A 25,087-nucleotide genomic window follows, 5' to 3' on the forward strand; every position below is an offset into this window, starting at 1 on the left:
TTGATGAAAAAGGCGGGGATGACTGGGATTCAGAGGGGTCAAGCGATCACATTTCGCTTACCCTCTGACACACCTGATCATATTCTAAAGCAATTGCAAAGGCTTAAAGAAGAAGAAAAAAGAAACTTTTCAAGCCGCATTGCAGAGTATGTATTAGATGGTGTTACTCAAACAATAAGACGCGATAATGATGCCATCACCGTGCCGTTGCCAAAGGGATTAAGCAAAGCGCAGCGAGACTGGCTCAAGCACGAACATTCAGAAGCGCTACTTGGGAATATCGTTTACCAAATTTTATCAGATCCTCTGCGCGCTGCATCCCTGCTTGCTTCGTTTAATAGTAACTCGATCGACATCGATCAAGCGCTCTATTTACAAGAAAGCACGGGTAATGCAGTGTATAGAGATATGCCTGAACCGGTTGAGGAACCTTTGCTGACGTCTGATGATGATCTAATGAATTTTGATTGGGATCAGGCGAAGCAGGAGCAAAGTTCAGCGGTAGAAGAAGAGAAAGAAGAGAGCGTAGACGATTTGCTCGGCGGATTTCTCGATAAAATGAATAAGTAATAAGGTAAGGCAGCGGGGATCTCCCGCTGCCTTTTTAAACTTTTTTCCGGGTAATACTTAATCAATCGTGATGATTCCTGCATCACCCTTGTTAACGTTGCCGGATTTTTTTAATTTCAATGTTTGTAGATTTGTGAAGATGATTGGGGTAGCAAGGGATGGGACAGAACGTCGTACGTGATCAATATCCACTTCCATCAGTTTCTGTCCTCTCGTAACAGTGTCACCCTCTTTTACAAATGTTTTAAAGCCTTCACCCTTTAGGTTTACTGTATCAATCCCTACATGAATTAAAATTTCAAACCCTTGAGTAGATTTAATTCCGATCGCGTGCTTAGTCGGAAATACGCTGACGATTTCGCCGTCAACTGGTGATGAGAAATTCCCATCCTCTGGGAGAATAGCGAAGCCGTCACCCATCATTCCTTTAGAAAACACCCCGTCAGGAACATCATGTAATGGAATGATTTTACCTTGAACAGGCATGATAAAATCAGTTTCGGCAAGAGAGTGAGTGATTGAAGGTTTACCTTCAGCAGCAGCAGGGGCTTCTGGATCAATGCCGCGCATAGCGTCAGCTACGAACTCTACATCTGTCCCTACAATAATCTGCAGGTTGCGGTTATTTACTTTCACAACTCCGCGTGCACCGTGTTTCTTAAGCTCTGATTCGTCTACTTTTGACATGTCGTTCATTTGCAACCGCAGACGGGTGGTGCAGTTTTCAATTGAAGAAATATTATCGAGACCCCCAATACTTCTAACAAAATGACCAGCCATGACCGTGTATTTGTCACCCTCTGCAGGTGTACTGGATTGTGCTTCCATATCTTCATCCTCACGCCCAGGTGTTTTAAGATTCAGTTTCTTGATTAAGAAATAGAAGATAACGAAATAGATAATACCGTAAAGGATTCCAATTCCTAAAAGAAGGCCTGGCTTCTGAGCTAAACCATAGTTAAGGAAGAAGTCAATCGCACCAGCCGAAAAGCCAAAGCCGTGGTGAATATCCAATACGTAAGCTAGAACCATGGAACTCGCTGTTAAAAGTGCGTGAATTCCATATAATAGTGGTGATAAGAACATGAAAGCAAATTCGATTGGCTCTGTAATTCCGGTTAAGAAGGAAGCAAATGCAATCCCGATTAGCATTCCACTAATCTCTGCCCTTCGACTTTTCTTCGCTGCAGCAATCATTGCAAAACATGCAGCAGGAAGACCAAACATCATAATCGGGAAGAATCCTGCCATAAAAATACCGGCAGTAGGATCACCCTCGAAGAAACGATTCAAATCACCAGTTGCTCCATTATAATCACCAAACACAAACCAGACCAGACTATTCAATACATGATGGAGACCAAATGGAATAAGAAGTCTGTTTAGGAATCCGAATACTCCAACACCAAGTGCTCCAGCGCCAATAATCCATTCACCAACCGCATTAATTCCCTCTTGAATAGGAGGCCATACGAATCCGAATAAACCTGCAAGAATAACCATAGCTGTGGCGGTAACGATTGGAACAAATCGTCGACCGCCGAAGAATCCAAGCCAGGTTGGCAGCTTAATATCATGGAAACGATTATATAGAAGTCCGGCGACAATACCAGAGAGAATACCTCCCAGGATTGCCATGTTAATATTCTCATTAATTGCCTGTGTTCCCTGTGTGAGAACAAGATAGCCAATTGCACCTGCAAGACCGGCAGCACCGTTCCCATCTTTTGAGAATCCAATCGCAACACCAATTGCAAAAATAAGTGCTAAGTTATCAAAGATAGCGCCTCCTGCTGCGGCTACAAAAGGAATACCAAGTAAATCATCCTGTCCTAAACGAAGCAGCAATGCAGCAGCTGGAAGTACAGCAATCGGTAGCATGAGCGACTTACCGATCCGTTGTAAGGCTCCGAGCATAATATTCAACCCCCTTTTTAGTTTGAAAACGTTTTATATTCACGTTTATCATACCAACACTTAATATAGTTGTCTATACCAATTTACTGGAACGCAAGAGGACTGGTTCGCTAACTGGTATAGACAACTGTACTTATCAGTGGTACTATTCAAGTAATAAGATTCGTGTAAAGGAGTTAAAACAATGGGCGATAACAGGTTTGTCATTGAAAATATAACGGTGTATGCCGCGCAAGAAACGATATTAAATGGTTATATTGAAGTGAAGAACGGTCAAATTGACAGAATAGGTCACTTCAGTGAGCGAGTGGCAAAGGATAATGAGACGGTTTATACCTTATCCGGAAAGGTAAGCTTACTCCCTGGCATGATTGATGTTCATATCCATGGTGTAAATGGAGCCGATACGATGGATGCGACGATAGAAGCGCTGGACGTGATGACTGAAGCGCTACCAAAAGAAGGGACAACTAGCTTTCTTGCAACAACGATTACTCAGGATGCGCCAGCTATTGAAAAAGCGATTAAAAACGCTGGAGAGTATATACAAGAGAAGCAACAAAGTGGACGAGCTGAGGTTCTTGGTATCCATTTAGAGGGTCCATTTCTGAACAGCAAGCGCGCAGGTGCACAGCCTCCCCACGCGATTTTAGATCCAGATGTTACTCTGTTTGAAAAATGGAATAAAATGGCAGGAGGAGCGATTAAGCTTGTCACATTAGCTCCCGAAAAAGACGGAGGTCTTGAAATAGTTCGCTATTTATCAAACAAAGGGATTGTGGCGTCAATTGGCCATTCTGATGCAACATACGAGCAGGTCATGGAAGCAGTTCAAAATGGGGCGTCTCACGTCACACATCTCTTTAATGGGATGAGGGGCCTTCATCATCGTGAACCTGGTGTTGCGGGTGCAGCGCTTTTGAGTAATCATCTCAAAGCAGAAGTCATAGCAGATGGTTATCACGTTAGACCTGAGATGCTTGCGTTAGCTTATCAGCAGAAAACGGATCGAGGTATCGTGTTGATTACAGATGCCATGCGAGCAAAGTGTTTGAAGAATGGGCAGTATGATTTAGGTGGGCAAGATGTTCATGTTGAAGGTGGTAAGGCACTATTAGCTAATGGAACGCTGGCAGGAAGCGTATTGAAAATGAATCATGCTTTGACTAATATTCAGAAGTTTACGGGCTGCACACTTGAGAATGCGATTAAGATGGCAGCGGAAAATCCAGCAAAACAGCTTGGCGTGTTTGATCGAAAAGGAAGTCTAGCTGAAGGAAAAGATGCTGATCTTATTGTTCTTGATGAGGCAGGGGAAGTTGTTATGACATTTTGCAAAGGCGAGCTTGCATATTCCAAATAGGGGAGTGAATGAGATGAGAGTAATGGAAGCAACGAGTTATCAGCACATGAGTGAACTAGCAGCTGATTATTTACTAAATAAAATTCGCACACAGCCATACATTGTTCTTGGTCTTGCAACAGGCGGCACACCTAAAGGGACTTATGACCGCCTTGTGAAAGATCATCGGGAGAACGGTACTTCTTATAGGAATATTACGTCTTTCAACCTGGATGAGTATGTTGGATTTTCTCCCGATCATCCGAACAGCTACCATACATTTATGTATGAAAACTTATTTGGTAAGCTGGATGTCACGAAGGAGAATATTCATCTTCCGAATGGGGTCGCCTTAGACCTTGTAGAAGAGTGCAAATGCTATGAAGAGCAAATTGAGAACTCGGGGGGCATTGACCTTCAGCTTCTTGGAATGGGTAGCAATGGACACATCGGATTTAACGAACCTGGTACATCATTTGAGGTCAACACGCATATTGTTGAGCTAGCACAGTCAACACGCGAAGCTAACGCTCGCTTTTTTAGCCATTTGGAGGAAGTTCCTCATGAAGCGGTTACAATGGGAATTGCAACGATTATGAGAAGTAGAGAAATCCTCTTGCTAGTATCAGGTGAATCAAAGAGTGAGGCACTGAAGGAGCTCGTAAACGGGGAAGTGCGTGAATCGTTTCCTGCCTCGGTGTTAAAGATGCATCCTCATGTTACAATTATTGCTGACAAAAATGCGTTATCAGGTGTGCGCTGAAAGGAGTTATCCGATGATCGATAAGACTTCCCCGTTACCAATCTATCATCAGCTCGTTGAATGGATAAAAGGGTTAATTGAAAGAGGAGAATTAAAGCCAGGTGATTCGCTCCCTTCAGAAAGAGAGTATGCTGAAACGTTTAGCATTAGCCGAATGACGGTTCGCCAAGCGATAACTGAGCTTGTAAATTCGGGTTATTTGTATCGGCAAAAAGGGGTCGGTACTTTTGTAGCTGAGAAGAAAATCGAACAGCAGCTAATGGGGTTAACGAGTTTTACAGAGGATATGAAATCACGAGGCATGGAGCCAAGCAGCCGTCTTGTTGGATTTGAAGTGGTACCTGCTCCACCTTATATTTCTGAACAGTTGAATATTCAGGAGCATGCACCAGTTTATGAAATCAAACGGATTAGATTGGCAGACGGTATTCCAATGGCTCTTGAGAAAACATACATTTCAGCGAATCTTGTTAAGGGACTGACAGAAAAAACAGTTCAGCATTCGTTGTATCACCATATTGAAAATCAGTTAGCTATCAGAATTGATGAAGCGACACAGGTTCTTGAGTCTTCCGTAGCAACACAACAAGAAGCAGAGTACCTTGATATTAAGAAGGGGGCACCGATCCTTTTAATTCAAAGAAATACTCGCCTTGAGGACGGCACTCCGCTTGAAATTGTCAAATCATCATATCGTGCTGACCGGTATAAATTTATGATTACGCTTAAACGATAACCTGAATGTGGAGGTGCTTACTTGCTGGTAAACTATTTTGGAAGTATTGAGAAAGCCCTGAACGATATTAAGGAGAAGGAACATAAAGCCATCACCCTTGCAGCAGAAAAAATTGCTGACAGTATAGCAAATGGAAGCATTGTTCATGTATTTGGATGCGGACATTCCCATATGATGGCTGAAGAAGTTTTCTATCGTGCTGGAGGTCTTGTGCCGGTTCACCCTATTCTTGTGGAGGACTTAATGCTTCATAAAGGCGGTACACGTTCTTCGATGTTTGAACGAACAAATGGCTTTGCTGCTTCATTTATGAATGATCAGGATATCCAGAACGGCGATGTTATGATTGTCGTCTCTACTTCAGGAAGGAATCCAGTACCAGTAGATGCGGCACTTTATGGTAAGAAGAAAGGTGCGTTTGTGATCGGATTAACGTCCCGTCAGGCTTCACTCGGTCAACCTTCACGTCATGAGGACGGACTTTACCTGTATGATGCTGTTGATCTTGTTCTTGATAACCACGTTGAACCAGGAGATGCCGTCATGCGCCATGAAGAAAGTCAATTGACGTTTGGCTCTACTTCAACAGTTGTAGGCATGACAATCATGAACACTGTATTTGTGGAAGCCATCCAAGTGATGATTGAACGAGGATTTGAACCGCCCGTTTTTAAGAGTGGTAATGTTGATGGATCTGATGAAGCAAATGAAACTCTCATTCAGCGTTATAAAGACCGAATTCCGATGTTAGGGAAAACAGCTCCCCATTCATAAAGAAGGGGAGCTGTAAGTTTAGATAGAAACGTTTTGAACGGGACCCAGTCCTCAACCCAATCCGCTTTGAATTTAGCCAATCCTTTTAACTCTGTTTCCTCAGGTTCTACCTTAACCGTTACTTTCATAAATGCCGCAACAATAATTCCCCCGGCAATAATATAGGTAAGTCCTTCGATTAAGAATCCAATAGGCTTCCATGAGTGCAGTGATCAAGGTCTTAATAGACCTGCGCATTTCCACTTGAAAGAGAAATGCTTACTTTATGTTTACCAGATCCGTGAACGCCTGAAATTCCGTTGTTGGTAATTGACTGCTCTTTAAGTGTGAAGCTTGTTGATATATCTCCGCTGCTCGCTTCTGTATCAAGCGTAAAATCAGCATCATCTGGAAGGTCCAGTTCAACGTCGCCTGAGCTTAAATCAAAAGAGACATCACCTGTTAATTTATCCATTTGAACATTCATTTCCCCGGAGGACATTTCTCCATCGAGAGGGCCTTTATATCCCCTTAGCACAACATCGCCTGAACTAATATCAAAGCTTCCTTCCTCTGTCTTGAGCTGATCAATCGTCAGTCGTCCAGAAGAGCCGTTGTGTTCAAATTGTTTCGTCTCTAAATTGGAAAGCTTAACATCACCAGAACTCATGTCTATATCCACTTCATCGAGAACAAAAGGATCTGAACCTCCATCAAGCGTCACATTCCCTGAACCGACTTCAAGCTTAAGTCCACGGTCGAAGTTTTCTGGAACATAGACTTTTACATCAGATTCTTCATTGAAATCGAATAGCTCATACCATTTCTTCTTTACTTCCACTTCGATTGTATCGCCTTTCTTTCTAACAGAAAGTTCTCCTCTGCCATTTAACGATGCTTTCACATCACTTCTCGACTCTGGAACTATGTTCATGTCGCTACTATGGGTATTAATACTTACCGTATCAATCCGCTCTGTTACTTCAATGCTGTTTTCTTCACTTCCGCTTGCAAATAGTGACGTGTTTTCGTATAAAATTAACAAAATAGCTCCAATTGCTAGCAACCCGACAATGACTGGAAATCCACTTTTCATTCCGTTCCCTCCACATTTTCGTAGTTATGCTGAACTCTATGGTAATCTTATACTGAATCAAGAGGTGGAGACATCAGCCTGAGCAGTAATTTCAAATAAGACTTGAGACTTAATTCTACGATGATGGAGGCAAGAAAATGTACCTCACTATTAAAGAAACAGCTGAATATTTATCGCTGCCGGAATCTTATATCGAGACGCTAATACGTGAAAACCGCGTGCGAACGATATTCGATGGTGAACAGCATTTGCTTTACAAAGAGCAGTTCAATACCCATTTCGAAGAGCTTGAAAAGATGAAGAAGCGATTGGAAGAAGAAATGAATGAGCCAATCCCTGAAGATCCAGACGTAAAGGACGAGGATTAAAGGGAGCGATGTTAGAAAAACTTGGAATATCAACAAGTTCTTAATGGCGAAATCATTAGTTTTGTTATAACTTAATCCTTTAAAAAAGTTAAACGTTCTTAAAATACAAAGAAAGGATGCCGGAGAAGGCATCCTTTCTTACTTAACGAGCACTTCGCTCGTGATGGCATGCGTATTTTGCTCGCTATCCTGGAAAAATGCCATCCACGTCTCTGTTTCACCCATTTTTGCGACAATATGTGGTTTGCTAATGAACGATACACCGTCTTTAATGAGGCGAGTATAAGCTTTATTGATGTCACCAACATCAAAATAAACGACTGAACTTGCATGAGCAAATGCTTCTTTCTCTGGAAGACTGAGCAAAAGACGGAGTCCATTACAGTCGAAAAATGCCATATGATCCGTTTCGAATAAAAGCTGAAGCTCTAATAATTCTTTGTAGAATTGAACAGCTCGTTCCATTTTTTTAACCGGAATTCCAATCTGGCTCACCTGTTTAATCATAAAAGGGATAGTCCTCCTAAAAATATACTTAACCTTCTATTTCGCTTCTTTATATGGGATTCCCTTTTATTATCGTTTAGGAAAGTAGAAATCGGGAATACATTAACTATCGAAGGAGGGTATCCCTTTTATGAGACGCCTAATTAAAAAAGCATTTAAGTACGGTCCAATTATTTATCCACTAGTGAAAAAAATGCGTAATAAACGTAGAACCAGATAAGACAAGAAACCCCCGGAGCATTGCTCCGGGGGTTTTTCTTGGTCTATGGCGTCAATTCATTAATAGGTAGTGACCTGGAAGAGCTTCTGAAGAATATACATCACGTATTTAAAAGCTGGAAGAGTATTCTGATACTCCTCGTATTCAACTGTATACACGCCATCTTTATTTGTCCAGATTCGCTCAAAGTAGTCATCTACGTTCTGAACGATCTCACTATCATTTGGTGCTTTAAAGTGAATATTGCTTTCCATGTTATAGTCATCCATGTTCCTTGATGTATAGTTTCCTGATCCGCCAACAATAGTGCTTTCCTGCTTTCCTTTCACGTATAAAAGCTTCGTGTGAAATTGCTCTTTATTCGTGTCATACCAACGAATGGTGAGATGCTCGTTTCCTTGTTTGGCAAGTTCTGCTGTAACAGGGAGGTTGGGAAGCCCTATTTTCTCATGTCCGAACGCATTCTGGTTCGGATCGAGCACTAGACGGACATCAATATCTCGTTCAGTTGCATCTACGAGAGCGTCGACAATATCTCGATCCGCCAAATAAAACATGCCAACATAAATCATGTCACCATTCTTAGCATCATCGATTGCAGTTACAACACTATCCTGGATTTTACTTTCAGTAACAATTTGCGCCTTGATTTCAGCTGTTTTGTCTGACGCTCCATCTGATAGTGGTGTTTCTGGAAATTGTGATAAGTCCCCGCCTGAATAAGCTGCTACTGCTTTTTCTGATCGAACAAGATCATTAAGAATTGTTCCTTTTACCTTAAAAGCAATATTTGAATGAAATCCACTTGCATCATGTGGGTTGGCAGACATAATGATACCTGCATCTTCTGTTGTTATGGTTTTTCGGTGATTTGCCTTAATATTTAGGAGTTTAAGGTAAGATCTTGCTGTAACACTTGGTGCTGTCGGTGCCATTGGATTGGGTAGCCATCCGATTCCATCCTGACCAAACCATGTGAGAGTCATGCGCCAGAGCCCAGAATAAAATAAATTTGGATCACGCAGTCGATTCAAATCAGTATAAACTACTTCTGCACCCATTTTTTCAATTGACTTAATCTGTTTCGCTGTGTGCGAGCCATATGTAGTGTTCACTTCGTCGCTGATTAAAACCACTTTTAAATCTGGCTTCTCTTTCATCGTTTGTACAACTGCATTCGCTAAGTTTTCACTAATCTGCGGATAGTCACGCTTTTCATTTGTATAACCGTTAAACATGAATAGATCGAGGATTAGAAAGTCATCAGCTTCTTTAATTGTTTGATTAACCTCGTCAAAGATTGAGTGATCGTATATTTCTTTCCCATTCTGATCATAAGTAAGGTCATAGAGGAATTCGATGTCCTTATCATTCAGGTTGTAAACCTCTCCTGCATATGAAACGCCTTCTGGTAAAGGCTTGAAGCGATGATAGGTGAGAACCCCTACATAAATAATTAGAAAAATTAATAAGGCAATCCATCGCTTTTTTCGGTACCATTTCTTCTGCATGTCACGTGCCCCTCAAACTCTATTTTCTCTTCTATACCCTATTGGTAAAAAAGTATCCCTTACTTGGATGTGTTTTATAGCGAGTTAACCCCTAACGAAATAAGAAAACTTCAGCGGAAAATGAGGCTGTTTTACTCCTCCCGCTCGATAAAGAGTATATCTTTTATCCACATTTAATAAAACCTGATCTATTGTTGTGGAATACTTTTTTCTCCTCAACATAGTCTCCTAATTCACGCAGATTTAATCTATGAAAAACAGTAGATGCAACTGTCGAGTGAAGAACTTGATCAGCATCTCGAAACCGTTATTCGCGATTATTTATTCTGTGCAGACCTTGCAGTGGCTTCTCTGAGAAGAGCGGGAACAGGGGATCCAAGACGCTGACACAAAGAACGTGTTCCAGTTCACGAGTTCCAATAGCTGCGTTTCTAAACGCTCGTCTTCGCTTTTCGTGTCTAGCTGCAGTGGCCAAATCCTTCGTCTGTTTCGCCCCTTCAGTTGAGACAAAAAGCGTCTCATCTTCATGGGCTCCAACAGCCTGCGGATTTAAACGTGCCACTTCCGCCTTTCGTGAGATCTAGCTGCAGTGGCCAGACCCTCTGTCACTTCACCATCCAACTCGAACACACAGAACGTATTAAAATTGAATGCCTCCAGTGCCTGACGGGTCTAAACGGCCACTTCCGCTTTTCCTGAGATCCAGCTGCGACTCGCAGAAACTTTGCTATTTCACTCTTTCACAGGAACACCAAAAACGTGTTCCAGTTCACGAGTTCCAATAGCTGCGTTTCTAAACGCTCTTCTTCGCTTTTCCAACTGAAACTTTTTTTTATTAGGTTCGTAGAATATGGTAGGAAAATACATATGTGGAGGGTGATTGGATGGAACATGGGCCGAAAAAGGTTTTGTCGTTGAAGGGATTGACGAAGTGGTATGGGGAGAAGCTTGTTCTGGATAATATTGATTTGGATGTTTATGAGGGACAAATTATTGGTTATATCGGTCCGAATGGAGCGGGGAAGAGTACGACGGTTAAGATTATGCTTGGACTAGAAGCGTTTTATACTGGTGAGGTAGAGATTTTCGGGCAAAATATTAAAGAGAACGGGGTAGAGTATAAGCGGAAAATTGGGTATGTACCGGAGTCAGCTGATCTCTATGATAATTTATCGGCTCGAGAATACCTGACTTTTACTGGGGAACTATACGGGCTTAGTGCAGATGCAGCAGATTATAAAGCAAGACAACTAATGAGGGTGTTTGATCTTGAAGAAGTTTATGAATCTCGTATTTCATCGTATTCGAAAGGAATGAAGCAAAAGGTTCTTTTGATTTCTAGTTTACTACATGATCCAGATATTTTATTTCTCGATGAGCCGATTAATGGACTTGATGCAAATAGTGTTATGGTGTTTAAAGAAATTCTTGCGCAGCTTGCTGCGCAGGGGAAAACGATTTTTTACTCTTCTCACATTATGGAAGTTGTCCAGAAAATCAGCAGCCGTATCTTATTATTGAACGATGGCAAAATTGTAGCGGATGGAAGCTTTGAACAGCTGCGCCAGAAAAACAAAGAAGGATCGCTTGAAGAAATTTTTAATCAGCTAACGGGCTTTAACGAACATCATAATCTAGCAGAGGATTTTGTACGGATTGTGCAATGTGATAACGTATGAAGAAATTCCAGACGTTAAAAGTACTTGATTTATTTAAGTTATTGTTCGAGCGGTTTGATATTAATTATCCGATTATGCGTCGGATTCTCCAGGTGAAGTTAACGATGGACGGAAGACGGCCTACAACGATTATGAGTCAGAACATGGGGAGCGAGAAAAAGAAAGATTCGAACCAATTTCTTAAATCACTCTGGTTCTATGCACTGATTGGATTAACGCTGATTCCGATTCTGTTTATTGGTGACAATTTTATGTTCCAGATGAGTCTGATCTTTGGTGTTGTAATGTTTCTTATCATGACCGCCATGATCTCGGATTTCTCTTCTGTATTACTCGATGTTCGTGATCAAACGGTGATTGGGACCAGGCCTGTAGATAGTCGAACAATAAGTGCTGCAAGAGCGATGCACATTACCATTTATTTATTTTTCTTAACGGGAGCCATTGTCAGTGTTCCGCTGATCGCTGGTACGGTTAGACATGGCATCATGTTTGGACTATTGTTTATCGTAACTGTGTTTTTCAGTGATTTGTTTATCGTCGCTATTACAGCGCTCCTTTATTACGTGATCCTGAAATTCTTTGGCGGTGAGCGATTAAGGGATATTATTAATTATGTTCAAATTGGGTTATCGATTACGATCGTGATTGGATATCAGGTACTCGCTCGTGCGTTCGAATTCCAGGGGTTAGAAACAAGCTTTTCAACTGCATGGTGGAGCCTTCTGTTACCGCCAGTCTGGTTTGGGGCACCGTTCGCAGTTGTTCTTAACGGAGCAGGTGGAGCGTATTACTATCTGTTCATTGCACTTGCCATTTTAGTACCAATTATTTCGCTGTTTACGTACATTACATTATTGCCTGCTTTTGAAAAAAACCTGCTCAAATTAATCGATCAGACCGGCCCTTCTAAACGGAAATCATTTAAAGGAATGGAACGACTTGCTTCGCTTGTAACAAAAAGCAGAGAAGAGCATGCCTTTTATCAATTTGCGGAAAGAATGCTGAAAAACGAACGCGATCTCAAGCTTAAAATTTATCCCTCGCTTGGATTTGCGGTCATTTTCCCATTTGTTTTTCTATACAATAATTATTCTGCCGGCCAGTCCTTTGAAGCCCTTACTTCAGGGCGTTCGTATTTAACCATCTATGCTGCAATGATGATGATTCCAGGAATCGTCATTATGCTTCAATACTCCAGTAAGAGTAAAGGTGCATGGATATATCAAGTGACTCCGATTAGCAACACCGGGATTATAATAAAGGGAACATTAAAAGCTTTTCTTCTGCGCCTTTATGCACCGGTATTCTTACTAATTAGCACAATCTATACTTTCCTGTTTGGGGTAACAATTATTCCGGATTTAGTGATAGTACTATTCATCACTCTTTTATACAGTGTGATCTGCTTTAGGATGTTGAAAGGAACCCTTCCTTTCTCAGAGCCTTTTGAATCTGCAGGTCAAAGTGATGGTTGGAAAACGATCCCGTTTGCGCTACTGATTCCTGTGTTTGGTGGTATCCATTACTTAGTAACTAAAGTTCCATTTGGGAGCTGGGCTTATTTAGCAATACTCGCTGCAATCGTCCCATTAATCTGGAAGAAAGGCCTAAGAACCGGGTGGTGACAGGCACCACCGCATTATGTCGAATGGAGTCCTTCGTAGAAGTGAAGGGCTTTTTTATTCTGTAATTTTTTTTGTTCTCGAAAGTAATATTAAATTGCTTTTTAACGTAATTTAAATTACTATTAAATTATAGGAGGGGTTAAATGGAAGATCTTAAGCTAGATGTTGCATTGTTAAGGCGCAGGGTACCGAATCTGACAACTGCTGCAAAGTCAGTTGGGTTAAGACCTGCAACTGTTTCGAATCTGTGTACTGGAAAGATTCCTATTGGACGAGCGGAAGTGAGAACGCTATCTGCACTTGCGACACTTGCTGACTGTCGACTGGATGATTTGCTAATCAGAGGGGAGCGATTTGAAATGATTGAATCTGGAGTGAAGCTGTTTGATCTTTTTGCACCGCTTGCTAAGGGTGGAACGGTAGGACTTGTTGCAAGACCGGGGATGGGACAGCTTGTCGTCCTGGCTGAAATGTTTCACCGAATGAGAAAGCAAGGTTATACGACAATCCTTCTGAAACCTGAAGGGGAGCATCCTGAACTAAATGATCTTTTTGAAGAAGTGGACGTAGTATGCGAAACGGCCGATGAAGTCTACGATCAAGCAGCAATTCACGGGATAAAGCAGGATATTCTCTTAGGTGCTGACCGTTCAAACGTCGTATCTGGAGAGATTTTTCAACTTCAAGAGAGGTTGGAAGAGGAAGGTATTCAATCACTAACCACGTTACTCGTTGATTTAAAAGGTGAAGCCATGGACGATGATTTTCCTTATGGTCCCCTTGAAACGCTCTGGCAATTTGATTCAGACCTTGCGGTAAGGCATCTGTACCCGGCCGTAAATCCCATTTATTCAACATCAACAGTTCTTGAAGGAGCACAGCTAGATCAAACACATTTAACCCTCCAACAAAAGGCACGAAAACTGCTACGCCGATATCGTGAATTACGCTCTCTAGTAAATGTAAGTGGTTTTCAATCCTTACCTTCTACAGAAGTTCAAACGTATAAACGGGGAGAGCGTCTTGAAGCATATTTAAGTCAACCATTTTACGTTGCAGAAGCGTTCACCGGACAGAAAGGCGAAATGGTTAGACTAACGGAATTATTAAATGACGTTCAACGCATTCTGGATGGAGCCGAAGATGCTAAGGAAGTCGAAGAACTTACGTTTATTGGGAAATTGTTTTAGTTAGAGCATCATGAAGGAACTGCATGTGAAAACCTCCCCGCTTATAGAGCAGGGAGGTTTTGCATAAGAATTATCCGTTTCTAGCGTATAAATACATCACCCCTGCAGAAATGCCTCCTGCTACAGCACCGGAGGCACTCCCTACGAATTGGGTGAGCTGTTTCATTCCAATACCTGTTGCAACTTGTTCGGATGGGAGAATCCGGGATACTTCGTTTGTCGTACTCGAAGAAAGACTTGAAAAGCCGAAACTTGTGAACATATATCCAATCATAATCATGTACTCATTCAGTGGTGATAAGAAATAAAAGATCACCGTTGAAAGAAGTAGGAGGCCGTGAGCAAGGTAGATAACTTTCATGTTCCCATATCGATCTAACAGTCTTCCAACATAGATCGCCGCGACTGCCGAGAGCATGGCACCAGGGAAAATAATATACCCTACAACGGATGGTTCTTTACCATACTCATTTTGTAACATAAGCGGCATGAGCAAAAATTGCAAAATGAGTCGTAAATCCTAAATAACTCATGTAAAGCAACTGTCGATACTCTTTATTTCTGAAAAGAGATGGCTGAATAAAAGGGACCTCTGTCCTCGTGACTCGCAGCCAGAGGAGGCATCCAACAATGATCCCAAGCGCTAAGAAAAGCCAGTTAAACGTTGAGATATAAAGCAGAAAGCTAGTTACCGTTGCACCTGTTAACAGTGCACCTAGTAAGTCTAACTTTCCTTTACGAACTTTTTCGGCAGGTAGACGTCGAAATAGAATCGGAATAAGTAAGACCACAAATAGTGTAACGGTGAAAAGATAATTCCAGTCGAGGTATTCAGTCACAATACCACCAACAACTGGTCCAAGTCCAAAACCAAGTGATGAAGCTGACGTAATCAACGCCATCGCACGACCGCGTCTAGCGAATGGAATAAATCTTCCCGCAAACACCATTGATAGTCCTGGGATAGCAGCTGCTCCGCTTGCTTGAAGAAGTCGGGCAGCAAGCAGGATCGGAAACGTTGTAGCAAAGAATCCGAGAACGGATCCCAGGCCGAATATAATAATTCCTGCAATTAAGAGGCGTCTTATAGGAAGATAATCAGACAGACGGGTATACGTAATTGTGAAGATCGCCAGGATAATCGAATAGCCTGACACAATCCATGCTCCGTCAGCTGGGCTAAGGTTAAACTCAGTTAAAACATTTGGTAGTGCTACATTAAACATTGTTGTATTCATGACAACAAGCCACACAGCTACGCTTAAAAGAAGAATGGTCCGAAAATAGCTCGATGTTGTTTTGTCGCTCATTAAAACCCTCCTGATGCTTTTAAATCGAATAGCACCAGCTTATTGTATACGATAAGGACTTGATTCGTCTCTTTCAACGGTCTCGACAAGCTAACCTTTTTTTTTCTTCATTTTACGTGCGAGTAATTCTTTTGCCTGATTATATGTTAGACCTGAGTTCGCATTTAGGCGTTTCACTGTCTCAATATCTGTACCTGTTTTCGTTTTCAACAGGTTTCACCACCTTTCATCCATTAGTTTTTGATGTGCAAGAAACATTTATCCCGATTAGTTCAGAAGATACGAATACTATCTGACGGAAGCCCCACTTTTATGAAGGGGTAGGTGAACGTGATATAATGCAAGCAGAATTAAAAACACGAACAGTTAGGATGACATGATGAGTAACGAACTAAGCGTGCAGGTTCATTCAAAGCATAAAAAGAAATTTGAAAATGGGTATCCGCTTATTTTTAAGGAAGCGATTCTTGATACAAATCGCTTGAAAGAGGAAGGGACGATTCTTCGACTAGAAGATGAGCAGGGACATTTTATTGGAAGAGGCTACTTCGGCAGGCAAAACAAAGGATACGGTTGGGTTCTTACGCAGAATGAGAACGAATCGATTGATCAGGAGTTTTTTGTAAAAAGGATTCAAAAAGCACTTCATTATCGCACTTCTTTCTTTGAAGACTCGAATACAACGGCGTTTCGAGTGGTGAATGGTGAAGGGGATCACCTTGGAGGCTTAACCATCGATTATTTTGATGGCTATTACCTGATTAATTGGTACAGTGAAGGTGTTTATTCATTTAAAAATGAGGTTGTCGAGGCTCTTAAACGTCTTGCGGATTTTAAAGGCATCTATGAGAAAAAACGGTTTGATGCAAAAGGTCAGTACGTGGAAGATGATGATTTTGTAGCAGGGGAGCGCGGGGAGTTCCCGCTGATCGTGAAAGAGAATGGCGTGAAGTTTGCCGTGTATTTAAACGAAGGTGCGATGGTGGGGGTTTTCCTTGATCAACGACCAGTCCGTAAATTAATTCGTGATCAATACGCTAGAGGTAAAACCGTCTTAAATACCTTCTCCTACACAGGTGCTTTTTCAGTATTTGCTGTTGAGGGTGGTGCTACAATGACTACAAGTGTTGACCTTGCTAATCGAAGTCTGAACAAAACGATTGAGCAATTTAGCGTGAACGGAATTGACTATGAGGAACAAAATATCCTAGTGATGGACGTCTTCAAATACTTCAAGTATGCGGTTAAAAAGAACCTCTTATTCGACATGGTGATTCTAGATCCGCCTAGCTTTGCACGCTCTAAGAAACATACATTCAGCGCTGCAAAAGATTATAAGGACCTTCTTAAAGACGCCATTTCTGTAACAGCGGACAATGGCATCATTGTTGCTTCAACGAACTTCAGCGGTTATGATATGAAGAAATTTAAAGGCTTTGTAGATCAGGCCTTTAAAGAAACGAACGGAAAGTATCAGCTGCTTGAAGACTTTACACTTCCTGAAGATTTCCGAACGATAAAGGAATTTCGTGAAGGGAATTATTTGAAGGTTGTTTTCATTAAAAAAGTAAAGTAGCTTATAACCTCGTCCGTTGGGATTAAGGGGGATATAAGATGGTGTTTACAAAGGGAGAGGTCATAACCATGAATCTGATCATATTTGGAGCTACTGGCGGAACTGGTAATGCGTTTGTAAGACTGGCCCTTGCTGCAGGGCATACCGTAACAGCTTTCGTTCGAACCTCTTCAAAGCTTAAGACATCCCATAAAGATCTGAATGTTGAGATTGGGGATGCGATGCAGTCTGCTGATGTTAAACAGGCGATAACTTCCGATTTTGACGCCGTTATATCCTGTCTTGGTGCGAATGGCCTTGGAAAGACTACTGCTCTTTCGACGATGACGACGAATATTCTGGATGCGATGAGTATTCATGAAGTAAAGCGCATCGTCTATATGGCTTCCGCAGGCATAAACAAAGAAATCCCTGGTATTACTGGATTTATCGCTGGAAAGCTGCTACAAAATGTCCTGGCTGATCACCAGAGAGCAGCGGATCTGCTTGAAGCAAGTGAGACAGACTGGACTGTGATCCGTCCTATGGGATTGACGAATGACGGGCGAACAGGTGACTATCGGAAGGCAAGAAGCGGGGTTCCAAGAGGTGGACGACGCATCTCTAGAGAAGATGTCGCAGACTTTATGCTGAAGACCGTTTCTAATCACCTTTATATTCGAGAATCAATTGGACTTGCTAACTAAGAAAGAACCGTGAATGGCTTCACGGTTCTTTCGTTTATACAGAGACTTTCTGAGTATGAATAACCCGCTCTCCAACTGCTTTGATTAATTCAGAAGCTAGTGGATAATTGAGCGCTGCAGGGTCCATTTGTACTGCTGCAACTGTTGCATCCAGCGCTTCCGGTCTGATGTTGTATTCTTTGAAGTCAGCCGGGAGACCGGCCTCTTGCTGCATTTCCTTTATTTTATGAATAACGTTCTGCAGTAAGGCATCACTTTCCTTGCCTGCTGTCTCTAGATGAAGCGCCTCAGCAAGCTCCTTTACTTTTGGCAAATACAGGTTCGGAATTATTTCCATTACAACAGGTAGAAAAACAGCATTAGCGAGACCGTGCGGAATTCGGAATAGTGCACCATAAGCATGTGCAAAATTGTGTACAGGGATGGCGTTAAGAGCAAAGCTAAACGCTGTGATACCCATCATACTGGCCTGTAACATTTCCATGCGAGCGATTAAATTGTCTCCCTGCTTCACTGCAGTTGGGAGGTGCGTTTCAATAAGGCGAATTGACTGCAGAGCATACGCATCCGTAAGTGCCGTTGCTGCTGGCGAGGCGAGGGCTTCGATCGCATGAGTGAGCGCATCAAAGCCAGTGAACGCTGTGATTTTCGCAGGCAGCCCCGTCGTCAGTTCAGGATCTAAAATCGCCATATCTGCGTTAATGAAAGGATGAATGATATTTGTCTTCATTTTGAGATCTTCATTGTAAATAACGGCGATGGGGGAAACTTCTGACCCTGTACCCGCTGTCGTTGGAATAGAGATGTGTGGAATTGGCATATAGGTTGCTTCAGGCCAGGATAAATAAAGAAGTCCACCAGGAATGGCTTCCTTAATGTCTGTTATTCCGTGATGGAGAGCATATTTAACCCCTTTTACGGTGTCCATCACGCTTCCACCACCAACTGCGAGTAGCCCGTCCGCGCTTACTTCTCGAGCATACCTTAGCGCTGCATTGACATCCTTGCTTCCTGCATCCTGCTTGATATCTAGATAGACACCGGCAAGTTCTGGGCCGGTCCCATGCGGTGTTAGGGCAAATAATTCTTTGATTTTCTCAACAATACCAGCTTGTTCGAGACCACGATCGCTGAACAAGACGACACGCTTCGCCTGAAGTCCTCTGAACAGATCTGGAACAAGTGCACGTGTACCTGCGCCACTATGAATCGCAGTCCGAAGCATATATTGGGAATAAGTTAACGACATTCTGCTCGACCTCCAATATTAAGATTGATTTGAAAAGAGAAGACTGTACCATGTTCTTCGCTCGGCTTCAGGAACCATCGACGTGTGGACATGCTTGACCTGCGTATACGCATCAAGGGAGTGCCTGCCCATTTCTCTGCCAATACCGCTCTGCTTGTATCCTCCAAACGGAGCATCGTTTCTAAGCATATGCCAGTCATTGATCCAAACTACGCCAGCGCGAAGTTTACGAACAACTTTGTACGCTTTATTCACATCAGCTGTCCATACGCCTGCAGCAAGCCCGTAGATCGTGTCATTAGCCATACGTATGGCATCATCCACATCACTATAGCGGATGACAGATAGAACAGGGCCGAAGATTTCCTCTTTTGCGATCGTCATGTCGTTCGTCACATCGGCAAAAATCGTAGGGGCGATAAAATGCCCTTTCTCACAGCCCTCGACCTTCACCTCATGCCCTCCGCAAATAAGACGAGCTCCTTCCTGTTTTCCTTTCTCGATGTACGATAAAATTGTTTCTTTTTGAGTGGCTGACACCACGGGCCCCATGTCGGTTGCAGGGTCAATCGGGTTTCCGAGTATGAGCTTCTCTGAAAGTTCTTTCAGTCCTTCGATTACCTGGTCATACAGTTTATCAGGAACAAACAGCCTCGTTCCCGATTCACACAGCTGTCCCGAATGAAGAAAGACGCCGAATAGACTGCCAGGAAGCGCGAGTGAAAGGTCCGCATCTTCTAGTATGATAGAAGGTGATTTTCCACCGAGCTCAAGCGTTGTATTCTTAACGGTTGCAGAGGCAAGGCTCATAATGTGACGGCCAACTTCAGTAGAACCGGTAAATGCAATTTTATCTACTTTAGGATGTGTTGCGAGGGACTCCCCGACTTCTTTTCCGCTCCCTGTAATAACATTAATAACGCCGGGAGGTACCACTTCAGAGATGATTTCAGCCAGGCGAAGTGTCGTGAGCGGTGTATAGCTCGCTGGCTTGATAACGATCGTATTACCCATAGCAAGTGCCGGTGCGATTTTCCATGTAGCGATTAACATTGGCATGTTCCATGGTGTAATGGCGGCACATACGCCGATTGGTTCACGCCAGATAAAGTTATGAGCAGGACCGGGAAATGGAGGAGATGGAAGGGTTTCTGAATACGTGTAATCAAGTACAAATTTACCTAGAGTCTGGAATAAGTCAACCATTTGAATGATATCATTTGATCCTAATCTTCTAACCGTACCACCTGAAGAGAGTGCTTCTAGGCCGACTAGCTCTTCAGCATTTTCCATGATCTTTTGAGCGATGGCATAGAGGATTTTAGAACGTTCTTTCGGCGCCATTTCACGCCACTCCTCATTTTCAAATGCTTTTGTGGCTGCTTCTACAGCACGGTCAACATCCCTTGCTGTTCCGCTCGCTACTTTAGCAATGACATCACCTGTGGCTGGGTTCATAACATCAAACGTACGATTGCCATCTGACGGAGACCATTCTCCGTTAATGAAAAGCGGGAACGATTTGATTTCTACGTTAACTGACATAGTTCTTCCTCCTTTGGCTTTACATAACGCCGACATCAGCTTCAGATGTTCGGTTAATCTCGGTTACGTTCTTTCCTTTTGCACGTGCAAGAATATCCATGCGTACAGATAGCTGCTTCATGGAAAAGGCCATCGTTGCATCTAGCGTATTCCCGAAGGCATTATGCGTATTTCCACCCATCCCTTCCTGTGTAAGCTTTTGAGCGAGAGGAGCGAGCTGATTCATTTTTTCTTGAACAAGATCAAACAGGGGAGGGCGTTCTGCGATTAAACGCTGTAGCAAAAATGTGCCATAGCCGATGTGACGGGATTCATCTCTTTTTAACAGCCCTATCCCTTTCATTAAGCCGGGCATAATCTCAGCCTTCTCCAATGATTCATAGAAAGAAAAATAGCCTGTTTCAGCAAGTACACCCTCAACAAACATATTGTAGACGGTGGAAGCTTCAGCAAGTGCTTCCGGCGAATGATCATGCTGCAGCTTGCCCATAGCCTCCGGTAAAATAGAATAGAAAATGGTGCGATACGTGTCAGAATGGAAGCGTGATAGATCACCTGTTTGGCCAATTTCATTCAAGAAAACCCTGAAAAACTCGGTATGTTTGGCCTCTTCGAAAAGAAAAGTTGTTAAGTACATCTCTTCTTCGATTCTTCCTTCTTTTGCAATCACCATGATTAAAGGGAGAAGATCAAGCGTGACGGCTTCTTCGCCAGCCTGGAATTGCGAAATCAGTCTCAGGATCTCCTCCTGCTGATCTCCAGTTAGAAACTGCCAATCTTTCACATCCTGAGTAAAATCAATCTCTCTCGGATCCCAACCGCCAAATTTTTTGGCTTTTTGGTAGAGTCGAAATGGAAGAGAATCCTCCTGAAGTCCCCGTTCACTTGTTGTTATCATTTCGTTCCGCATTTAAGACCACCTTTCATCGCTTGCGATTTAATTGGGCAGCTTCTATAATAAAAGTGAGATCATAGAAAGCGCTTACATAATTAGTGTAACGAGTTTTATCTATAAGTTCGATTCCTGAAAAGATAGGGGTGAATCATGTCGATGCATGAGGAAACGTGGATACGATCTTTCCATCGAATTCTGGAGGTCAAAGATCCGATCCGCCGTTGTGAAGTAATGATTCAACAGTGTCTTTCTCATTTTCCATTCATGCGGGCCAGTATGTTTACCTTTTCTTATTTTACTGGCATTGGAGAAGGTATTCTCCGTGTTGATAGTAGCGGAGTATTCTCTATGAATGCGATACGTGAAGATGTTAGGCGTATTCCACCTATTCAGCGCGCACTACTAACTAACAAACCTGCTCTGTTGATGATGGATCAGCATCATCAGCTCTTCCCCGAAGAATACATCGGAGCCTTTGATTTAACATCTGTTTTAATTATTCCTTTAAGTGTTGAACGCATCGCGATTGGCTGTGTTCTAATTGATGAAAAGGAAGAAGGAGTTACGATTCATCAAGGATTAATAGATGATGTGATGTTTTATTTTCAACAGGCGCTCGCTTATTTGCTTCCTGCCACCTCACTGTCCCCCAATCCGTTAAGCCCTAGAGAAACAGAAGTTCTTCAGCATGCAGCAGATGGAAACAGCACGAAAGAAATTGCTCGTCTATTACGAATAAGCGATTTTACAGCTCGGGATTATATCAGCTCGGCGCTTCGGAAATTGAATGCTAACCATCGAGCAGAGGCCGTTGCAAAAGCATTGAGAGAAAAATGGATTCATTAGCATGCAGCTGCACGTGGTGTCCCGTTTAAAACCCCTTGAATAAATACTAAATTTTCAGTAAACTTATAATACTAACCAGTTGGTATCTAATCGAAATGGAGGAGGGAATACATGACACCTAGCGCTAAAAACGTTCATTACCGGACATGTCCACTTTGCGAGGCGACGTGCGGTCTTGAAATTCATACAGTAGACGATGAGGTTACACATATTCAGGGTGACAAAGAGGATCCGTTTAGTAAGGGATATCTATGTCCTAAAGGATTTAGTTTGAAAGAACTTCATCATGATCCTGATCGCATTCGAGAGCCTATGATCCGAAAAGGTATAGAGTGGTTTACGGTGAGCTGGGAAGAGGCTTTTAACGAAGTGCGTAAAGGGTTACGTAGTGTGATTGAAGCACATGGGAAAGACGCGGTAGCTGTCTATCTTGGTAACCCCAATGTTCATAATTTATCGGGGATGCTGTACTTACCACTTTTTCTGCGTGCGCTTGGTAGTCGAAATCAATATTCAGCGAGTACTGTTGATCAGATTCCAAAGCAGCTGGCTGCAGAGTTTATGTATGGAAGTGATTTTAGTATTCCAATTCCAGATGTGGACCGTACTCAGTATTTTCTAGTAATCGGGGCGAATCCAGTCGTATCAAACGGTAGTTTAATGACAGGTCCTAACATGAGAGGGAGACTCAAGGCTTTACAGAAACGCGGGGGGCGCCTTGTAGTCGTCGATCCAGTTCGTACGGCTACCGCAAAAGTAGCAGATGAGCACCATTTCATCAAACCAGGTACGGATGGATATTTTCTATTTAGTTTACTCTACACCTTATTTGACGAAAGAATAGCAAAGGAAAGTTATTTGGCGGATCATCTAAACGGACTTGAAGACGTAAAAGAACTGGCAAAAGAATTTCCACCTGAAAAGACAGCGCCTGTATGTGGTGTAGAAGCGGAAACGATTCGTTCTATAGCAAGAGATATTGCTTCTGCCACGTGTGCAGCTGTCTATGGACGCATGGGTACTTGTACTCAATCGTTCGGAACGGTGAATAGCTGGCTGATTGATGTCATTAATCTCGTGACTGGAAATCTTGATCGTGAAGGCGGTGTGATGTTCACCACACCAGCTGCAGGAGGAACGAAGTCCAGAAAGAAAGGTTACAGATTCGGGCGCTTTAAAAGCAGAGTAAGTGGTATGCCTGAGGTTCTTGGGGAGCTTCCAGTCGCATGTCTGGCCGAGGAAATGGACACCCCAGGGGAGGGACAGGTCCGTGCGTTTGTAACCGTTGCGGGTAATCCAGTATTATCAACGCCAAATAGCGAACGCTTACAAAAGGCGGTTGAGAACCTCGATTTCATGGTAAGCGTCGACTGCTATCTGAATGAAACTACTCGAAATGCCAATGTGATCCTCCCTGCTCCAACACCACTGGAACGGTCACATTACGACCTTTCATTCTATCAGCTTTCAGTGCGGAACATTTCGCATTATTCAGCTCCGGTGTTTGAGAAAGAGGAAGGGCAACTTGATGAGTGGGAAATATTGTTGAAGCTGGCCTCATTAATTGGTGAGAAGGAGCCAGAGGACAATGCGGTTACTCAATTTGATGCCGCGACGATTCAATTTTTAATTAATAAAGATGTAAAGAATGAGCAGTCGCCCCTATTTGGACGTAAGCCTGAAGAGCTCATGGCTGCTCTTCAGAAGAGAGCAGGTCCAGAGCGAATGCTGGATTATATGCTTAGAACAGGTCCATATGGTGATCATTTTAAGAAGCAAGACGGATTAAGCCTGTCAAAATTAGAAGAGAACCTCCATGGTCTTGATTTAGGACCATTGCATTCTCGAATTCCTGAAGTGCTTCTCACTCATACGGGTAAAATTGAGCTGGCACCTGAACTGATCGTAAAGGATGTTGAGAGACTTAAGGATGAATTAGGACATCAGGCGGAAATGATGTTAATCGGAAGAAGAAACTTACGGTCCAACAACTCTTGGATGCACAATTTGCCAGTGCTAATGAAAGGAAGGGACCGCTGCACGCTATTGCTTCATCCATCAGATGGAAATAGATTTCATTTAAAAGACGGGGAGCTTGCGGAAGTGGAATCAGAAGCAGGCCGTCTTGAAGTGACGGTGGAGTTAACAGATGACATTATGCCAGGTGTAGGAAGTATTCCACATGGATACGGGCATAACCTTAAGGGGACGAAAATGTCGATTGCAAAAGAAAATGAAGGTGTAAATACAAATCTCTTAAGCTATGAGAAACGGTTGGATGCTGTGTCGGGAACGGCAGTGCTAAATGGAATTCCAATCGTGGTAAGGAAAGCAAAGCAGGGGAGGAATGAGCATGGCGATGTACGCTCTGAATTTGTTTAATGTAAAAAATGGAGAAGAATATGCGGAATATGCGAGAAGGGCAGAAGAACCAGTTCGTAAATATGGCGGTAAAGTCATCGCAATTGGCAAGCTGGACTCATCGCCTGAAGGGGATATCCCTCCAAGACAGGTGATGATGCTTGTGGAGTGGGAATCGAAAGAAGGAATTTACAAATATATAAGTGATCCGGATCTTGAGGGTTTGCACCCGCATCGTGAGCTCGGGGTTGATGATTTTATCTGGCATCTTTTTGAGAAGTTAGAAGATCTTAAGCCCGTTTTAAAATAGAAATAACTCGATCCAACATGAGACGATAA

Annotated in this window: 24 protein-coding genes; 14 read left to right on the forward strand and 10 right to left on the reverse strand. The window is 42.7% G+C overall.

The features are described 5' to 3' along the window. Positions 1-3 precede the first annotated feature (3 nt). Positions 4-570, forward strand: coding sequence for a hypothetical protein (locus tag ABFG93_RS11830; protein ID WP_347548237.1), 567 nt, complete (start codon positions 4-6; stop codon positions 568-570). Between the two features lie 57 nt (positions 571-627). Here ABFG93_RS11830 and nagE read toward each other — a convergent pair whose 3' ends face one another. Further along, positions 628-2,487: an N-acetylglucosamine-specific PTS transporter subunit IIBC gene (gene nagE / locus ABFG93_RS11835; RefSeq protein WP_347548238.1), complete on the reverse strand. Its 1,860-nt coding sequence runs from the start codon at positions 2,485-2,487 to the stop codon at positions 628-630. A 184-nt stretch (positions 2,488-2,671) separates the two neighbouring features. Between nagE and nagA the strand changes: the two genes are divergently transcribed. Genes nagA through ABFG93_RS11855 form a run of 4 tightly spaced genes read left to right on the forward strand, consistent with a single transcriptional unit; the run spans position 2,672 to position 6,102 of the window. After that, a complete protein-coding gene (gene nagA, locus ABFG93_RS11840) occupies positions 2,672-3,850 on the forward strand; it encodes an N-acetylglucosamine-6-phosphate deacetylase (protein WP_347548239.1) in 1,179 nt (392 codons plus the stop codon). Between the two features lie 13 nt (positions 3,851-3,863). Next, positions 3,864-4,592, forward strand: a complete 729-nt coding sequence (gene nagB / locus ABFG93_RS11845) for a glucosamine-6-phosphate deaminase (RefSeq protein WP_347548240.1) — start codon at positions 3,864-3,866, stop codon at positions 4,590-4,592. A 13-nt stretch (positions 4,593-4,605) separates the two neighbouring features. Continuing rightward, positions 4,606-5,328 (forward strand): GntR family transcriptional regulator, encoded by a 723-nt coding sequence (locus tag ABFG93_RS11850; protein ID WP_347548241.1) that lies wholly within the window; start codon positions 4,606-4,608, stop codon positions 5,326-5,328. Between the two features lie 21 nt (positions 5,329-5,349). Continuing rightward, a complete protein-coding gene (locus tag ABFG93_RS11855; RefSeq protein WP_347548242.1) occupies positions 5,350-6,102 on the forward strand; it encodes an SIS domain-containing protein in 753 nt (250 codons plus the stop codon). Positions 6,103-6,322: 220 nt separating this feature from the next. Here the strand turns inward: ABFG93_RS11855 and liaG are convergent, their stop codons facing one another. Next, a complete protein-coding gene (gene liaG / locus ABFG93_RS11860) occupies positions 6,323-7,177 on the reverse strand; it encodes a LiaG family protein (RefSeq protein WP_347548243.1) in 855 nt (284 codons plus the stop codon). Positions 7,178-7,314: 137 nt separating this feature from the next. On the opposite strand from liaG, the gene ABFG93_RS11865 reads away from it, so the two are divergent. Further along, positions 7,315-7,545: an excisionase family DNA-binding protein gene (locus ABFG93_RS11865; RefSeq protein ID WP_347548244.1), complete on the forward strand. Its 231-nt coding sequence runs from the start codon at positions 7,315-7,317 to the stop codon at positions 7,543-7,545. 138 nt (positions 7,546-7,683) lie between these two features. On the opposite strand, the gene ABFG93_RS11870 is transcribed toward ABFG93_RS11865, so the two are convergent. From ABFG93_RS11870 to ABFG93_RS11880, 3 genes are all read right to left on the reverse strand, one after another. Then, positions 7,684-8,052, reverse strand: coding sequence for a VOC family protein (locus tag ABFG93_RS11870; RefSeq protein ID WP_347548245.1), 369 nt, complete (start codon positions 8,050-8,052; stop codon positions 7,684-7,686). 279 nt (positions 8,053-8,331) lie between these two features. After that, positions 8,332-9,783, reverse strand: a complete 1,452-nt coding sequence (locus ABFG93_RS11875) for a phospholipase D family protein (protein WP_347548246.1) — start codon at positions 9,781-9,783, stop codon at positions 8,332-8,334. 307 nt (positions 9,784-10,090) lie between these two features. Next, positions 10,091-10,345, reverse strand: a complete 255-nt coding sequence (locus ABFG93_RS11880; protein WP_347548247.1) for a hypothetical protein — start codon at positions 10,343-10,345, stop codon at positions 10,091-10,093. A 322-nt stretch (positions 10,346-10,667) separates the two neighbouring features. On the opposite strand from ABFG93_RS11880, the gene ABFG93_RS11885 reads away from it, so the two are divergent. The 3 genes from ABFG93_RS11885 to ABFG93_RS11895 all read left to right on the forward strand — a co-directional run bounded on the left by ABFG93_RS11885 (position 10,668) and on the right by ABFG93_RS11895 (position 14,280). Beyond that, positions 10,668-11,462, forward strand: a complete 795-nt coding sequence (locus tag ABFG93_RS11885; RefSeq protein WP_347548248.1) for an ABC transporter ATP-binding protein — start codon at positions 10,668-10,670, stop codon at positions 11,460-11,462. Next, positions 11,459-13,090, forward strand: a complete 1,632-nt coding sequence (locus ABFG93_RS11890) for a hypothetical protein (RefSeq protein WP_347548249.1) — start codon at positions 11,459-11,461, stop codon at positions 13,088-13,090. Before ABFG93_RS11885 ends, ABFG93_RS11890 begins: the two co-directional genes overlap by 4 nt. Positions 13,091-13,233: 143 nt before the next feature. After that, the gene (locus ABFG93_RS11895) at positions 13,234-14,280 is read left to right on the forward strand and encodes a helix-turn-helix domain-containing protein (RefSeq protein ID WP_347548250.1); all 1,047 of its coding nucleotides are present in this window, start codon (positions 13,234-13,236) and stop codon (positions 14,278-14,280) included. Positions 14,281-14,350: 70 nt separating this feature from the next. Here ABFG93_RS11895 and ABFG93_RS11900 read toward each other — a convergent pair whose 3' ends face one another. Together ABFG93_RS11900 and ABFG93_RS11905 are read right to left on the reverse strand one after the other, a co-directional pair. Beyond that, positions 14,351-14,770 (reverse strand): MFS transporter, encoded by a 420-nt coding sequence (locus tag ABFG93_RS11900; protein WP_347548251.1) that lies wholly within the window; start codon positions 14,768-14,770, stop codon positions 14,351-14,353. After that, entirely contained in the window at positions 14,748-15,590 is an 843-nt protein-coding gene (locus ABFG93_RS11905; protein ID WP_347548252.1) for an MFS transporter, read from the reverse strand. Before ABFG93_RS11905 ends, ABFG93_RS11900 begins: the two co-directional genes overlap by 23 nt. Positions 15,591-15,969: 379 nt before the next feature. Between ABFG93_RS11905 and ABFG93_RS11910 the strand changes: the two genes are divergently transcribed. Both ABFG93_RS11910 and ABFG93_RS11915 read left to right on the forward strand, forming a co-directional pair. Next, positions 15,970-17,166, forward strand: coding sequence for a class I SAM-dependent rRNA methyltransferase (locus ABFG93_RS11910; RefSeq protein WP_347552822.1), 1,197 nt, complete (start codon positions 15,970-15,972; stop codon positions 17,164-17,166). Between the two features lie 38 nt (positions 17,167-17,204). After that, on the forward strand, positions 17,205-17,852 hold the full coding sequence (locus ABFG93_RS11915; RefSeq protein WP_347548253.1) for an NAD(P)-dependent oxidoreductase: 648 nt from the start codon (positions 17,205-17,207) through the stop codon (positions 17,850-17,852). A gap of 34 nt (positions 17,853-17,886) precedes the next feature. Here ABFG93_RS11915 and ABFG93_RS11920 read toward each other — a convergent pair whose 3' ends face one another. The 3 genes from ABFG93_RS11920 to ABFG93_RS11930 are packed head-to-tail and all read right to left on the reverse strand — an operon-like array spanning position 17,887 to position 21,556. Then, on the reverse strand, positions 17,887-19,101 hold the full coding sequence (locus ABFG93_RS11920) for an iron-containing alcohol dehydrogenase (protein WP_347548254.1): 1,215 nt from the start codon (positions 19,099-19,101) through the stop codon (positions 17,887-17,889). Between the two features lie 18 nt (positions 19,102-19,119). Continuing rightward, complete coding sequence (locus tag ABFG93_RS11925; RefSeq protein ID WP_347548255.1) at positions 19,120-20,646, reverse strand: aldehyde dehydrogenase family protein; 1,527 nt, start codon at positions 20,644-20,646, stop codon at positions 19,120-19,122. 19 nt (positions 20,647-20,665) lie between these two features. Further along, positions 20,666-21,556: a R2-like ligand-binding oxidase gene (locus ABFG93_RS11930; protein ID WP_347548256.1), complete on the reverse strand. Its 891-nt coding sequence runs from the start codon at positions 21,554-21,556 to the stop codon at positions 20,666-20,668. Positions 21,557-21,691: 135 nt separating this feature from the next. Here ABFG93_RS11930 and ABFG93_RS11935 point away from each other — a divergent pair, with 135 nt between their 5' ends. The 3 genes from ABFG93_RS11935 to ABFG93_RS11945 all read left to right on the forward strand — a co-directional run bounded on the left by ABFG93_RS11935 (position 21,692) and on the right by ABFG93_RS11945 (position 25,058). Next, complete coding sequence (locus ABFG93_RS11935; RefSeq protein ID WP_347548257.1) at positions 21,692-22,387, forward strand: helix-turn-helix transcriptional regulator; 696 nt, start codon at positions 21,692-21,694, stop codon at positions 22,385-22,387. A 111-nt stretch (positions 22,388-22,498) separates the two neighbouring features. Next, positions 22,499-24,769 (forward strand): molybdopterin-dependent oxidoreductase, encoded by a 2,271-nt coding sequence (locus tag ABFG93_RS11940; protein ID WP_347548258.1) that lies wholly within the window; start codon positions 22,499-22,501, stop codon positions 24,767-24,769. Continuing rightward, positions 24,741-25,058 (forward strand): DUF1330 domain-containing protein, encoded by a 318-nt coding sequence (locus ABFG93_RS11945; RefSeq protein ID WP_347548259.1) that lies wholly within the window; start codon positions 24,741-24,743, stop codon positions 25,056-25,058. Before ABFG93_RS11940 ends, ABFG93_RS11945 begins: the two co-directional genes overlap by 29 nt. Positions 25,059-25,087: the final 29 nt, after the last annotated feature.

Origin of the sequence: Pseudalkalibacillus hwajinpoensis (assembly GCF_039851965.1) — a bacterium.
GTDB classification, from domain to species: domain Bacteria; phylum Bacillota; class Bacilli; order Bacillales; family Guptibacillaceae; genus Guptibacillus; species Guptibacillus hwajinpoensis_E.